This is a genomic window from Mariniflexile sp. AS56, assembly GCF_030552475.1.
In the GTDB taxonomy this organism is placed as follows: Bacteria; Bacteroidota; Bacteroidia; order Flavobacteriales; family Flavobacteriaceae; genus Mariniflexile.
Genome location: NZ_JAUPED010000012.1, coordinates 35,129 through 47,132, shown reverse-complemented (window position 1 = coordinate 47,132; position 12,004 = coordinate 35,129). Strand labels below are relative to the sequence as shown.

At 33.8% G+C, this 12,004-nt stretch carries 14 protein-coding genes and 1 tRNA gene; 5 read left to right on the top strand and 10 right to left on the bottom strand.

Translation table 11 applies throughout. The annotated features are described in order from the left end of the window. Positions 1 to 26 precede the first annotated feature (26 nt). From asnS to Q5N74_RS14435, 3 genes are all read left to right on the top strand, one after another. Positions 27 to 1,460, top strand: coding sequence for an asparagine--tRNA ligase (asnS, locus tag Q5N74_RS14445; RefSeq protein WP_304389622.1), 1,434 nt, complete (start codon positions 27 to 29; stop codon positions 1,458 to 1,460). 97 nt (positions 1,461 to 1,557) lie between these two features. After that, positions 1,558 to 3,018: an RNA polymerase factor sigma-54 gene (rpoN, locus tag Q5N74_RS14440; RefSeq protein ID WP_304389621.1), complete on the top strand. Its 1,461-nt coding sequence runs from the start codon at positions 1,558 to 1,560 to the stop codon at positions 3,016 to 3,018. Beyond that, positions 3,018 to 3,623: a hypothetical protein gene (locus tag Q5N74_RS14435; RefSeq protein WP_304389620.1), complete on the top strand. Its 606-nt coding sequence runs from the start codon at positions 3,018 to 3,020 to the stop codon at positions 3,621 to 3,623. Before rpoN ends, Q5N74_RS14435 begins: the two co-directional genes overlap by 1 nt. 4 nt (positions 3,624 to 3,627) lie before the next feature. On the opposite strand, the gene Q5N74_RS14430 is transcribed toward Q5N74_RS14435, so the two are convergent. From Q5N74_RS14430 to Q5N74_RS14385, 10 genes are all read right to left on the bottom strand, one after another. After that, positions 3,628 to 4,320 (bottom strand): porin family protein, encoded by a 693-nt coding sequence (locus Q5N74_RS14430; RefSeq protein WP_304389619.1) that lies wholly within the window; start codon positions 4,318 to 4,320, stop codon positions 3,628 to 3,630. A gap of 121 nt (positions 4,321 to 4,441) precedes the next feature. Continuing rightward, positions 4,442 to 4,918, bottom strand: a complete 477-nt coding sequence (locus tag Q5N74_RS14425) for a biopolymer transporter ExbD (protein ID WP_304389618.1) — start codon at positions 4,916 to 4,918, stop codon at positions 4,442 to 4,444. 21 nt (positions 4,919 to 4,939) lie between these two features. Further along, on the bottom strand, positions 4,940 to 5,527 hold the full coding sequence (locus Q5N74_RS14420; RefSeq protein WP_304389617.1) for a biopolymer transporter ExbD: 588 nt from the start codon (positions 5,525 to 5,527) through the stop codon (positions 4,940 to 4,942). 3 nt (positions 5,528 to 5,530) lie between these two features. Further along, on the bottom strand, positions 5,531 to 5,953 hold the full coding sequence (locus tag Q5N74_RS14415; RefSeq protein WP_304389616.1) for a hypothetical protein: 423 nt from the start codon (positions 5,951 to 5,953) through the stop codon (positions 5,531 to 5,533). A 19-nt stretch (positions 5,954 to 5,972) separates the two neighbouring features. Continuing rightward, positions 5,973 to 6,743, bottom strand: a complete 771-nt coding sequence (locus Q5N74_RS14410; protein ID WP_304389615.1) for a MotA/TolQ/ExbB proton channel family protein — start codon at positions 6,741 to 6,743, stop codon at positions 5,973 to 5,975. Between the two features lie 78 nt (positions 6,744 to 6,821). Further along, positions 6,822 to 6,909 (bottom strand) — tRNA-Ser (locus Q5N74_RS14405). A gap of 77 nt (positions 6,910 to 6,986) precedes the next feature. Beyond that, a complete protein-coding gene (locus tag Q5N74_RS14400) occupies positions 6,987 to 8,018 on the bottom strand; it encodes an asparaginase (protein WP_304389614.1) in 1,032 nt (343 codons plus the stop codon). Positions 8,019 to 8,095: 77 nt separating this feature from the next. Then, complete coding sequence (locus Q5N74_RS14395) at positions 8,096 to 8,863, bottom strand: TatD family hydrolase (protein ID WP_304389613.1); 768 nt, start codon at positions 8,861 to 8,863, stop codon at positions 8,096 to 8,098. Positions 8,864 to 8,998: 135 nt separating this feature from the next. Continuing rightward, positions 8,999 to 9,733: a tol-pal system YbgF family protein gene (locus Q5N74_RS14390; protein ID WP_304389612.1), complete on the bottom strand. Its 735-nt coding sequence runs from the start codon at positions 9,731 to 9,733 to the stop codon at positions 8,999 to 9,001. A gap of 5 nt (positions 9,734 to 9,738) precedes the next feature. Then, the gene (locus tag Q5N74_RS14385; RefSeq protein ID WP_304389611.1) at positions 9,739 to 10,320 is read right to left on the bottom strand and encodes an RNA polymerase sigma factor; all 582 of its coding nucleotides are present in this window, start codon (positions 10,318 to 10,320) and stop codon (positions 9,739 to 9,741) included. A 133-nt stretch (positions 10,321 to 10,453) separates the two neighbouring features. Between Q5N74_RS14385 and Q5N74_RS14380 the strand changes: the two genes are divergently transcribed. Next, positions 10,454 to 10,891 (top strand): hypothetical protein, encoded by a 438-nt coding sequence (locus tag Q5N74_RS14380; RefSeq protein WP_304389610.1) that lies wholly within the window; start codon positions 10,454 to 10,456, stop codon positions 10,889 to 10,891. Between the two features lie 88 nt (positions 10,892 to 10,979). Continuing rightward, on the top strand, positions 10,980 to 11,954 hold the full coding sequence (locus Q5N74_RS14375; protein WP_304389609.1) for a hypothetical protein: 975 nt from the start codon (positions 10,980 to 10,982) through the stop codon (positions 11,952 to 11,954). Positions 11,955 to 12,004 lie beyond the last annotated feature (50 nt).

The window sequence follows — 12,004 nt, the reverse complement described above, 5'->3', positions numbered from 1 at the left end:
ATTTACATTACTAAATTTTAATGCTTATGAAATTACGTACCATTTCAGACTTACTAACGCAAGATTATGTTCGTTCTGAAGTTGACATAAAAGGATGGGTTAGAACTTTTAGAGCGAATCGATTCATCGCTTTAAACGATGGTTCTACACTTAATAACATACAATGTGTTGTCGATTTTGAAACCTTAGAAGAATCTCTCTTAAAACGCATTACTACAGGTGCTGCAATACATATTAAAGGCGAGCTAGTAGAAAGCCAGGGAAAAGGACAAAAGGTTGAAATTCAAGTAACATGTATCAAAATTTTAGGCGATTCAGACCCTGAAACCTACCCTATTCAACCCAAAAAACATTCTTTTGAATTTTTAAGAGAAAATGCCCATTTAAGAACCAGAACAAATACGTTTAGTGCCGTTATGCGCTTGCGTTCTGCGTTATCGTTCGCCATTCATAAATACTTTAATGAGAACGGTTTTCACAACGTGCATACCCCAATCATTACTGGAAGTGATGCCGAAGGTGCTGGTGAAATGTTTAGAGTTACCAATCTAGATGCTAAAAAACCACCTTTAAATGAAGAAGGTCATGTGGATTATTCTAAAGATTTCTTCGGAAAAGAAACTAATTTAACCGTTTCTGGTCAATTAGAAGCTGAAACTTACGCGATGTCTTTAGGGAAGGTTTATACTTTTGGGCCTACTTTTAGAGCAGAAAACTCCAATACATCAAGACATTTAGCAGAATTCTGGATGATTGAGCCCGAGGTCGCTTTTATGGATTTAGCTGGTAATATGGATTTGGCTGAAGATTTCATGAAATTCGTAATCAAATACATTCTTAAAAATAACCGTGAAGACTTAGATTTCTTAGACGCTCGTTTACAAGACGAAGACAAAAGAAAACCTCAAAACGAACGAAACGATATGAGTTTAATTGAAAAATTAAACTTTGTAACCGATAATAATTTCAAACGCGTAAGCTATACAGAAGCCATAGACATTCTTCGAGACAGCACACCTAATAAGAAAAAGAAGTTTAAATACATAATTAAAGATTGGGGTACCGATTTACAAAGTGAACATGAACGCTTTTTAGTTGAAAAACACTTTAAATGTCCAGTCATATTGTTCGATTATCCGGCAGACATCAAAGCATTTTACATGCGTATGAATGATGACGGGAAAACCGTTCGCGCTATGGACATTCTATTTCCAGGTATTGGAGAAATTGTTGGAGGTGCACAACGTGAAGAACGCTTAGAAGTCCTTAAACAACGTATGGCAGCTTCTAATATCCCTGAAGAAGAACTGTGGTGGTATTTAGATTTACGTAAATTTGGAACCGCTGTACACGCTGGTTTTGGTTTAGGCTTTGAACGTTTGGTTATGTTTGCGACTGGTATGAGCAATATTCGAGACGTTATACCGTTTCCTAGAACACCGCAAAACGCTGAATTCTAAATTCTATATGAATTAATTAGACCTCACAAGTATTAAAAACATGTGAGGTCTTTTTTTTAGAAATAGTTTTTTATTTTTACAGAAACCAAATCACAATATGCTCAAGCAACATTTACAATTTAAATTATCGCAAAAACTGTCGCCGCAACAAATTCAATTAATGAAATTGATACAGTTGCCTACGCAAGCATTTGAGCAACGCTTGAAACAAGAGTTGGAAGAAAACCCTGCTTTAGAAGGTGGCAAGGAAGAATTAGAAAGTGATTTTGACTCAGATTTCGACAACACCAATGATGATTTTGATGACAGTGAAACCATCGGAAACGAAGACATCAATGTTGATGAATATTTAAGTGATGATGAAATTCCAGATTACCGCACCCAAGCCAACAACTACAGCAGCGATGATGAAGAAAAAACAATGCCTTATGCTGCAGGAACTTCATTCACACAACATCTAATAAACCAATTAAACACCTACAGATTGGATGATGAAGAATACGAAATTGCAGAGTTTTTAGTAGGTAGTGTTGATGAAAGCGGTTATATACGCAGATCGTTACCAGATATCATGGACGATTTGGCTTTTACGCAAAGTGTCTATACCACTGAAGAAAAAATAGGTAAAGTGCTTAGAATTGTACATCAATTAGATCCTGCAGGTGTAGGAGCTCGAAATTTACAAGAGTGTTTAAGTATTCAATTACATAGAAAAGAAAAAACAGCCGATACCGAATTAGCAATTGATATTATAGATAACGCCTTCGATCAATTCACAAAGAAGCATTACGACAAGCTGCTTCAAAAGTTTGACATTTCAGAAATTCAACTAAAAGATGCCATTCGTGAAATTGAACATTTAAACCCAAAACCAGGAGGCTCTTACGCCGGTAACAACCGCATTGTGGAACATGTAGTTCCTGATTTTGCTATTAAAATAGTTGATGGTGAATTGGAATTAACTTTGAACGGCCGTAATGCCCCCGAACTTCATGTATCGAGAGAGTACAATAACATGCTAACAGGCTATAAAGAATCTAAAGATAAATCGAAATCTCAAAAAGACGCCGTTATATTTATCAAACAAAAATTAGATGCTGCCAAATGGTTTATTGAAGCCATCAAGCAGCGCCAGCAAACACTGTTCATTACCATGAGTGCCATCATGAACTATCAAGAAGAATATTTTTTAACAGGCGATGAACGCAATTTAAAACCTATGATTCTAAAAGACGTGGCAGATGAAATATCTATGGATGTTTCCACAGTATCACGCGTAGCAAACAGCAAATATGTTGACACACCTTACGGAACGAAATTAATAAAAGAATTCTTTTCAGAATCGATGAAAAACGATCAAGGTGAAGATGTTTCAACCCGAGAAATCAAGAAAATTTTAGAAACAGTTATTGAAGAAGAGGAAAAAAGAAAACCCTTAACCGATGAAACTTTAGCTGCTATTTTAAAAGAAAAAGGCTACCCAATTGCACGACGCACTGTTGCTAAATATAGGGAGCAATTAGATATACCAGTGGCTAGGTTACGAAAAAAAATATAATGGATCGTTTTTTAAAAAGTGTCTCGGTTATTTTCCACCCTTTAATTATGCCTTTAGTGGGGGTTGGTTTTTATTTTTTTGTTTCCCCTCGTTTTACACCACAAGAAATTGTGTATGCGAAACTCATATCATTAGCCATACTAACCATTGTTTTACCAGTTTTAATATATTTTTTATTAAAAACCTTAGGTAAGATACAGACTATCTATTTAAAAACAACAACCGAACGTATTATTCCATTAGCCTTAAATAGTGTAATTATTCTTATAATTTTACTTCGAATATTTACACAATCGCAATTTATAGAACTTTATTTCTTTTTTGTTGGCGTACTAATTTCCACCATGTCCTGTTTAATCTTAGCCGTTTTTAAATTCAAAGCAAGTATACACATGATTGCGATTTCCGGGCTTTTTATGTTTTTTATTGATTTAAGTATTCATTTCAATATAAACATAAATGATATACTGGCTTTAATGTGTGTAATAACAGGCGCCGTAGCAACTTCTAGACTGCATTTAAAGGCACATACGTATAAAGAGTTACTTATGGGTATATTTATTGGAATGATGCCCCAACTCATCTTAGTGACTTATTGGTTATAGTCACCTATAAAATATAAAACATCAACCCTGCTTTTAAGGTATTTGCTTTAATTGTACTTCCATTTAAGGTCGCATCATTCGAAAAAATGGGGTTTAACCCATAATATATGTATAAGTTCCAAGTATTATAGCCTGCAGAAAGCGTTACACCATATTGAAGCTTATTAAAATCACTAATATTACGATGTTTAAGATAGCCTAAGTCGCCTTTATACTTTGTTGTACTACTTACTAAGTAGCCAACCTTAAAACCAGCATAAATACGCCAAAAGTTATATTCCGATGGTGTTGATGTACGCCATCTAAATTCAATCGGAAGTTCTAACAGTTGGTTAGTGTACTTGTTTTTGGAATACGTGCTCCCATCATCTAAAACAGCATAGGTGACAGTACCTGAAGCATCTTTATCAATAAGCAAATTTTGATTGAAAGAATTTAAGGAATAGCCCAAACCAATACCCAAGGCTACATTTCTTGCCTCATTTAATGGCATGTCTTTTACAATACCAAAATGCAACCCACTAGAAAACCCGCTTTGAGACAAGTCTGTTGGTTTATTACCCAATAAATTATAAGTAATACCTATATAAAATTGATCCTCTTTATAATGTTCATCAACCTTACTAATACTATCTGTTTGAGAATAACCTACGGTTACACACACTAAAGAACATAGAATAGTATATAAAGATTTCATTCTTAACAATTATAATTAGTTACACAGGCAAAGGTAATATAATGACATGTGATATTATTAAAAATACAAAGGCGCTTTGATAAATCAAAGCGCCTTTGTTATAAAATTAAGAATATAGAAATTAATTGTTACTCATTACAGAACCTTTCTTAGTTGTGTAATTAATTTTAAGTGCATTTACTTTTCGCAATTCTTGCTTAATATCACCTATTAAACCCATATTAGCGTCTTTATCTACTTTTAATGCAGTAGTTAAAAAAGGAATTAATTCCTCTCTTTTAGAAGCGCGTTCAGCGGCAATAAAAGCTGCGATATCTTTAACATCAGCAAAATCATCATTTAATTGTATTCTGCTTTCAGTACCAAAGTTTCTATAATTAGCACTTGGTTTACCTGCATATATATACATTACCAAATCCTTCTTATCTAACTTCTCAACCTGATCTGCAAACGGTAAATTATTCTCTATTTTTAAGGTATTCTGTCTCATAACAGTCGCCACCATAAAAAAGAATAATAACATAAATACAATATCGGGTAATGATGCAGTTGATATTGCTGGCATATCGCCTCCTTGATTCTTTTTAAATTTACCCATAGTAATGTGTTAAATTTTAAATTATTGTACTTCTGAAAGCTTTTGAGGGTACTCAAGTTTTATCTTCTCAAGTTGCTCTTTAAGCTTTTCTTTGTTTCCTGGCCAATTCACATCATTAAGGTTCGCCTCCATTTCAACAAAAGATTTACCATAAAGCGCTGATGCTCTCGTATTTCTTAAATCGTTGTATGCAGCTACTAACTCATTTTGAACAGCTATATACATTTTATAGCTTGTTTCGCGTTCATTCTTTAATGATATAACGGCTTTATCTGGATTATCTGATGAATCAGGATCCTTTTCTCCATTACAATAATCACAAGTACGATCACCACCATTATCCAAAAACTCTGTGGCTGCTTTTCTCAAATCTTTAAGTTCCATAACCTCATCTTCAACAAGTAATTGATCTTTACCATTCAAAAGTACAGTAAAAATATTCTTTTGCTTAATGATAGGCGGTTCTACGTTATCCTCGATAGGCGGTAACTTTCTGTTTAAACCAGAATCCGTTTCAATAGTGGTTGTTACTAAGAAAAATATTAATAGTAAGAACGCAATGTCGGCCATGGAGCCTGCATTTACTTCTGGTGCTGCTCTTTTTGCCATAATTTATTTATTTATTAGTTTTTTCGCACTTGATAGGAACGTAGCAACTACTGCTACAGCCGCAAGAATGTAAAAAGCATATAAACCTGCTCCAACGTTCTTAGAAACTCCTTCTGTAATGCCTAAACCTTTATCATTAAATTGTTTCAAATCTAAATCTGTACCTGAAGATATTAGATAAGAGATCAAAATAACAGCTAAAAACATTCCAACCGTCGATAAAGTTTTTTTAATATTTCCTGCAAATATGCCTTTAAGGACATAAATAAGTATTAAAGCTATAACAACAAAAAGTACAATATAAGTAACAAATAAAATGTTATCTATCATGCTTTCTGAATCTGTGGTCATTAACATTAGTGCAAAAATAGCACCAATAATACCAAGAGCGTAAGCTAAATACTTGAGTATTTTATATAAATTCATGATTATTTCGTTTTAATTATTACTTTTTATTTCTGATCAATAAGTCCATTAACGTGATAGAAGCATCTTCCATATCGTTAACAATACTATCAATCTTAGCAATAATGTAGTTGTAAAAAACTTGAAGGATCATCGCAACAACAAGACCAAATACGGTTGTTAAAAGTGCAATTTTAATACCCCCAGCAACAAGTGATGGTTGCATATCTCCAGCAGCTTCAATTTTATCGAACGCGTTAATCATACCAATTACAGTTCCCATGAACCCTAACATTGGCGCTAATGCGATAAATAATGAAATCCATGATACGTTTTTCTCTAATTGACCCATTTGAACACCACCGTAAGCTACAACAGCTTTCTCAACAGCGTCTAAACCTTCATCCGTTCTGTCTAAACCTTGGTAATAGATAGAAGCGATTGGGCCTTTTGTGTTTCTACAAACTTCTTTAGCAGCTTCAACACCACCAGATGCAAGTGCATCTTCAACTTCTTGAGTTAATTTTTTTGTGTTTGTAGTTGAAAGATTTAAAAAGATAATTCTTTCGATAGCAATTGCTAATCCAAGAATTAAACATAATAATACAATCCCCATAAATCCAGGACCTCCTTCAATAAATCTCTTTTTTAATTCTTGATGAAACCCAAGTTCTTCTGCTTGTGCAGTGTCATCTTGTGTCATACTTGCTACAGTTGTTGCAACTGTACTTGTGTTTGCATTTGTAGCTGCATTAACAGTTCCAAAAGCCATCATTCCTGTAATGGCAAGGATAGAAAATAATCTTTTCATGTTCTAAATCTTAATTTTATTAGTTAATTAATGTGTTAAAGATATAAAAAAAATACAATAAAAAAATAAAAATAACAGCAGAGAGGAAGGGATTCGAACCCTCGATACCCTTTTGAGGTATACACACTTTCCAGGCGTGCGCCTTCGACCACTCGGCCACCTCTCTGTATTTTATATTGCACTTTTTTATGGGTGAGCAAATAACAAAAAAAACTTTGAACGCTAAAATTTTATAAGTTAATTTTAAAACATTTCGCCCCGCAACGGGTTTTCGAAGGTGTTTTTAAATAATTTAGCCGGTATTTTTTGCCCAAGCAAATACATTAATTTACTAATGGCCGCTTCCGTTGTCATGTCTTTTCCTGAAATAACACCTATGGTTTTCAACTGGTTACTTGTTTCATAATGTCCCATCATCACACTACCGCCTACACATTGGGTTACATTTACAACGTGTAAACCTTTAGAAATTGTTTCTTGTAAAAGATTAATAAACCAAGCCTCTGTACTACAATTTCCTGATCCGAAGGTCTCCAAAACCACCGATTTTAGGTTAGGAGTTGCCAAAGCAGCCCTTAAAAACCCCTCGGATATACCCGGAAAAAGTTTAATAAGCGCAATATTGGTGTCTAAATTTTTATGAACTTTTAGTGATTTATTAGAATCTGGCTTCCATAAATAATCATTATTTACTTTTAAATGCACGCCAGATTCTGCCAATTCCGGATAATTTAACGACGCAAATGCCTTAAAATTTTCTGCATTTAGTTTCGTACTTCGGTTAGCGCGATACAATTTATATTCAAAATATAAACACACTTCTTTTACCAATGGCTTTCCACCTTCTTGTAAAGATGCCATTTGAATGGAAGTGATTAAATTTTCTTTAGCATCGGTTCTTAAATCGCCAATAGGCAATTGTGAACCCGTGAATACAACTGGTTTCGCCAAATCTTCAAGCATAAAACTTAATGCAGATGCGGTATAACTCATAGTATCACTACCATGAAGCACCACAAACCCATCAAACTTAGTGTAGTTTTCTTCTATAACCTCGGCAATTTGAACCCAATAAACAGGATTCATATTACTAGAATCGATTGGCTCTTCAAAAGAAACGGTTTCTATTTGGCATTCTAAAAGCTGTAATTCGGGTATTTTATCTATCAGATTTTTAAAATCGAAGGCCTTTAGAGCACCTGTTTTAAAATCTTTAATCATACCTATGGTACCGCCAGTATATATAAGTAATATGTTGGGAATGTTTTTTGTCATGTTAAATTACAATTATGGATTTACACATTACTAATAGGCCTTGATTCTACTCAACCTAAAACACTTGAATTGGTTTTCTAGATACCAAATACGACTTTGGAGTTTTGGGTTGTTATCTCGGCTATAGCTTCTAAAGGTAAAGCATATACTTCTGATAATTTTTCTAACACCGTTATAACATAAACACTTTCATTGCGCTTCCCTCTATAAGGCACTGGTGCTAAATAAGGTGAATCGGTCTCTAATACAATATGTTTTAAATCTATTTGATTTAAAAACTGATCGATTTTTCCATTTTTAAAAGTAGCCACGCCACCAATTCCTAATTTCATATTATAGGATATTGCGTGATGTGCTTGTTCTAAAGTTCCGGTAAAACAGTGAAAGATACCATATAAATCAGCGTCCTTCTCAGCCTCTAACACTTCAAATATTTCATCGAAGGCTTCCCTGCAATGAATAACAATAGGTAATTTATATTTTTTCGCTAATTGGATTTGATATTTAAAAGCCTCTTGCTGAATGGCAAGTGTCGATTTATCCCAATATAAATCGATACCAATTTCACCCACAGCGTAAAATTTTCGTTTTGCAAGCATCTCTTCAACATGCTTTAACTCGTCTTTAAAATTATCTTTTACATGCGTCGGGTGTAAGCCCATCATTAAAAAAACATGTTCAGGATAGTCTTTTTCCAATTGCAACATCGATGCGGTGTAGGTCGAATCGATTGCTGGAATAAAAAAGCGTGAAACACCTTCATTTAACGCCCGAGTTATCATGGCATCTCTATCTTCATCAAAAGCTTCACTATATAAATGGGTATGGGTATCTGTAATTATCATTCGGTAAAAATAAGAAGTATTTTAATAAACAAAGACCCCACCGGTTTTAAAAAACAGTGAGGTCTGGATAACTTTCAACTCAAATAATATTATTAAATAATTTCAAGTTCTCGATTAGGATGAACTTGACACCTATTAATCTAACTTCTTAATAAGTTTTTGTGCTTTTTTATAATCTTCAGCATCTTCTGGAATGGTTCTTAATATTTCTAAACAATCATCAAATTCATTTTGCTTCAAATTACTTAAAGCCAAGTACCAGGTTGCTTTGTTTTTATAGGCCGATTGCCCTTTACTTAAACTTGTTAATAAGCCTTCAGCAGTATCAAATTTATTTAATTCCAAATTGGCTACGCCTCTATAAAACTGAAATTCAGCATTGTCTTTATTCATCACCATTAAACTTTTAAAAGCTTCATCTGCTTTGGCGAAATCTTTTGTATTAAAAGCATTTTCAGCCGTTTTTAATAAAGCATCTTGATCGCCTCTTACGGTTAAACTAATGCTATCATAATTTGCAAAATCTTCATAAACGGGACTAGAAAAGTTATTAAACACTGTGACCCCTATAAATAAAGCGACAGTGGCTGCCATAGCATATTGCCAAGGTTTAAAACGAGCTATCTTTTTAGGCGCTTCCTGTTTTTCAAAATAAGTTTTTGAAATATTTTTTAAATTATCTTGAAATGCCACAGAAGCGTCTTCATTCTCAAACTTATGTTCTAAAAAAGATGAGAGCTCTTTATAAGTAGTAAAGCTGTCTTTAAATTTTGAGTCACTTTCCAAACGCGCTTCTAGAGCTACCTCATCTTCCTTAGATAGGTCTCCTAGCAAATAGTTTTCGAATAGTATATAATCTTGATCTTCCATGACAATTAATTATTAAGTTGGTTAAATTTTGGCGACTGTTGAACCAGCTCTGTTAATTTCCCTGTACATAAAGATTTCTTTTTTCGAGCATAAGCGTATGTTACCCCTAAACTCTTTGCTACTTCTTCCATCGATTTAATTTTAAAAGTAGCCGTTAATAACTCTTTACAAGCAGTTCCTAGTTTTTGAAACATTTCTGTAAATAAGGCTTGTTTTTCGCTAAATACATCGGTTTCAAACGCTAGTTCTTGAGCGTCGTCATCTTTATATAAAACTTCTTCATTAATTGTTACCTCCTTATTAGATGTTTTTTTCAGTTCATTTAACCATTTCCGTTTACACAGTAAAAAGAAATAGGCATCAAACGGGCATGTTAATTCTAATTTCTTTGCACTTGCCTGATTATATATAGTAATTAAAGTGTCTTGAATAATATCTTGGGCTCTCTCGGCATCACCGCTGTTCTGCTTTATATAATTAATAACCTTCGGCACGAACTTATCATAGATAGCTTGTATAATAAAGGAGTTGTTTTTAAGCAATCCAACAATATACTTTTGGTCTTCATGTATTTTTTTTTCGCTCATTAACCCTTGTATTTACTGCTAATTTAAAAAAACTTTAAAATAAATGGGTAACAATTTTTAAATGGTTTTGATATAAGGGTGTAACAGCAAATATGCTAAAACAAAATTTTAATTAATCCAAAAATTAGAAATCATGAAAAAATCAATTTTAATTATCGCAACTGTAGCTTTTTCAATATTAAATATAAACGCTACCAACGAAACATCAACACTTAACACTTCAACGGAAGTTGTAACCCTTAAAAAAGAAAACATTGCTCAAGTATTTGGTTGGAAAGTTGAAACCAACAAAACCACTTATTCAGGAACCTCCCTTACTCTTGAAAGCGCCAAAGAAATGATTGCCTTAACTAGTTCTGGTGAAATTATTTTAGGAACCGAAATTCAAAGTTACTTGGTTTTAAAAGCTGAAGTGAACGCCCAAAGAAATTATTTCTGGGAAGTTGAAACTGAAACAGGCTCCGCAAAAGGTTACGCTTCTTCTGAAGATTATGCCAACAAAATGATTGCTTTAGTAGCATCTGGTGATGCTGTGGTCTCTAAAATGATCATCAGTCAACCTCAACAATAAAAAAAAAATAAAATAATTACCAAAACAGGGTAACAAATTACTTGCCCTGTTTATATAAACATGAATAACAATTTAAAACCTTAATATTATGAAAAATTTAAAACACATTTTAGGAACACTTTTATTAACAGCGATTACATTAACAAGCTGTACAAAAAACGACAACGACGATTTAATAATTCCAGCATCTGCTCAAGAATTTGATGCCATAAGAGAACAAGCTTTAGACGGATTAACACAAACATTTCAATTTAATGCTGACGACGGGTCTATTAATTTAACATCAGATAAAGGCGTTGAAATATTTATTAACGGTGGATGTTTAACAAAAAACGGCGTAGCTGTAACTGGAGATGTTGATTTAGAATTTGTTGAATTATTCGATAAAGGCAACATGCTTACAACCAACAAACCTACTATGGGTATTTTACCCAACGGCGACAAAGCCCTATTAATCTCTGGTGGTGAGTTTTTTGTACAAGCTACTCAAGATGGTGTTGCATTAGAAACTAATTGTGGATTCCAAATGCAAATCCCTGCCGATTTAACTGGAGGAGCTGATAATGCCATGATACTTTGGAATGGTATTATAGACGATAACGGAGACCTTGCTTGGGCTGAAGAAAAACGTGATGCTGCCGGACAAAATGCTGGTGTATTTGCAGAAGGTAACCAATACTATGGTTTTTTCCAATCGTTTGGATGGAGTAACGTAGATCGTTTTTACAGCGACCCAAGACCAAAAACTACTATTTTAGTTGCTGTACCAACAGGATATGACAACACAAATAGCTCGGTATATTTATCATATGATGGTGAAGAAGCTGGACTTGCAAAATTAGATACTTATGATGCTGGAACAGGGTTATTCAGTGAACATTACGGACAAATTCCAATCGGTTTAGAATGTCATGTTATTTTTGCAACTGAAGATGGTGGAAACTGGAAATATGCTGTAAAAGCTGCAACTATCATAGAAAACGGTGTCATCACATTTACGGAAGGTGAAACTTCTGTAGCCACTGAAGCACAACTTACAACCATCATAAATGGTTTACCATAAATAATCTACTCATTTTAATTACCTACTTAAAAATCATGGTTTGCCACAAT

Bases quoted from the DNA above. Each gene is read 5' to 3' on its own strand.
- asnS (WP_304389622.1), top strand. From the start codon at position 27: ATGAAATTACGTACCATTTCAGACTTACTAACGCAAGATTATGTTCGT.
- rpoN (WP_304389621.1), top strand. From the start codon at position 1,558: ATGCTCAAGCAACATTTACAATTTAAATTATCGCAAAAACTGTCGCCG.
- Q5N74_RS14435 (WP_304389620.1), top strand. From the start codon at position 3,018: ATGGATCGTTTTTTAAAAAGTGTCTCGGTTATTTTCCACCCTTTAATT.
- Q5N74_RS14430 (WP_304389619.1), bottom strand. From the start codon at position 4,320: ATGAAATCTTTATATACTATTCTATGTTCTTTAGTGTGTGTAACCGTA.
- Q5N74_RS14425 (WP_304389618.1), bottom strand. From the start codon at position 4,918: ATGGGTAAATTTAAAAAGAATCAAGGAGGCGATATGCCAGCAATATCA.
- Q5N74_RS14420 (WP_304389617.1), bottom strand. From the start codon at position 5,527: ATGGCAAAAAGAGCAGCACCAGAAGTAAATGCAGGCTCCATGGCCGAC.
- Q5N74_RS14415 (WP_304389616.1), bottom strand. From the start codon at position 5,953: ATGAATTTATATAAAATACTCAAGTATTTAGCTTACGCTCTTGGTATT.
- Q5N74_RS14410 (WP_304389615.1), bottom strand. From the start codon at position 6,743: ATGAAAAGATTATTTTCTATCCTTGCCATTACAGGAATGATGGCTTTT.
- Q5N74_RS14400 (WP_304389614.1), bottom strand. From the start codon at position 8,018: ATGACAAAAAACATTCCCAACATATTACTTATATATACTGGCGGTACC.
- Q5N74_RS14395 (WP_304389613.1), bottom strand. From the start codon at position 8,863: ATGATAATTACAGATACCCATACCCATTTATATAGTGAAGCTTTTGAT.
- Q5N74_RS14390 (WP_304389612.1), bottom strand. From the start codon at position 9,733: ATGGAAGATCAAGATTATATACTATTCGAAAACTATTTGCTAGGAGAC.
- Q5N74_RS14385 (WP_304389611.1), bottom strand. From the start codon at position 10,320: ATGAGCGAAAAAAAAATACATGAAGACCAAAAGTATATTGTTGGATTG.
- Q5N74_RS14380 (WP_304389610.1), top strand. From the start codon at position 10,454: ATGAAAAAATCAATTTTAATTATCGCAACTGTAGCTTTTTCAATATTA.
- Q5N74_RS14375 (WP_304389609.1), top strand. From the start codon at position 10,980: ATGAAAAATTTAAAACACATTTTAGGAACACTTTTATTAACAGCGATT.